We start from the raw sequence: 1,245 nt of genomic DNA on the forward strand, positions 1-1,245 counted from the left end.
CCCCCTCGCCACCGCCTCGCCGCCCCTTCGACGCCGCCTCGCCGTCTCCTCGCCGCGACTCTTCCTCGCCTCTTCCGCGCAGTTCGATCGCGCCTTGGCAACGAATCGAACACCGCTGTCGATACTTCTACGCGCGTAGGCAATCACCGGCTAGTCTCATGCGCGTGAACGCATCAGTTACCCATCAGGGGGACCCCCACGCCGCCGCCGACGCCGCGGCCGCCCGCCTGCGTGAACTCACCGGCGCAGAGGCCCACGACGTCGCCCTGGTCCTCGGCTCCGGCTGGGTACCCGCCACCGACGCGCTCGGCACCCCGGAACACGAGTTCCCGGTCACCGATCTGCCCTCCTTCCCGCCGCCCGCCGTCGAGGGCCATGCGGGCAAGATCCGCTCGTACAAGATCAACAACAAGCGAGCGCTGGTCTTCCTCGGCCGCACGCACTACTACGAGGGCCTCGGTGTCGCCGCCGTCGCGCACGGCGTACGGACCGCCGTCGCCGCCGGCTGCAAGACCGTAGTCCTCACCAATGGCTGCGGCGGCCTGCGCGAGGGCATGCGCCCCGGCCAGCCGGTGCTGATCAGCGACCACATCAACCTCACGGCCGCCTCGCCGATCGCCGGTGCGCACTTCGTCGACCTCACCGACCTCTACTCACCCCGGCTGCGCGCGCTCTGCCGGCAGATCGACCCCAGCCTGGAGGAGGGCGTCTACGCGCAGTTCCCCGGCCCGCACTACGAGACGCCCGCCGAGATCACCATGACCCGCACCCTCGGGGCGGATCTCGTCGGCATGTCCACCGCCCTGGAGGCGATCGCCGCGCGTGAGGCGGGCGCCGAGGTCCTCGGCATCTCCCTGGTCACCAACCTCGCGGCGGGCATGACGGGCGAACCCCTCAACCACGAGGAGGTCCTCCAGGCCGGCCGCGACTCCGCCGCGCGGATGGGGAGCCTCCTGGCGCAGGTCCTCGACCGCATCTGACCCCGCCCGCCCGTCGACGGGACCCGCCCGACGGGGCCCGCCCGACGACGCCCCGGGCCACGGTCCGAGCCGGTGATCCGCCGTACGCACTCGCCCGGTCCCACAGGACCGGAGCCAGTGCCCCGAACGCGCTGCCCCGGGCCGGTAACCCCGGCCGGCCGACCTGGGCCCCGCTGACCTGGCCCCGCTGACCCGAGTGGGCGCCCCGGACGTGCTGACCGGAGCCGCCGACCCGGCCCCGCCAGCCCGGCCTCCGGGACCCGAG

1 protein-coding gene is annotated in these 1,245 nt (G+C 73.5%); it reads left to right on the top strand.

The annotated features are described in order from the left end of the window. Positions 1 to 158 precede the first annotated feature (158 nt). Positions 159 to 980, top strand: coding sequence for a purine-nucleoside phosphorylase (locus tag CCN51_RS52770; protein WP_014177208.1), 822 nt, complete (start codon positions 159 to 161; stop codon positions 978 to 980). Positions 981 to 1,245 lie beyond the last annotated feature (265 nt).

This window comes from Streptomyces milbemycinicus (assembly GCF_002154605.1).
GTDB classification, from domain to species: Bacteria; Actinomycetota; Actinomycetes; order Streptomycetales; family Streptomycetaceae; genus Streptomyces; species Streptomyces milbemycinicus.

Bases quoted from the DNA above. Each gene is read 5' to 3' on its own strand.
- CCN51_RS52770 (WP_014177208.1), top strand. From the start codon at position 159: ATGCGCGTGAACGCATCAGTTACCCATCAGGGGGACCCCCACGCCGCC.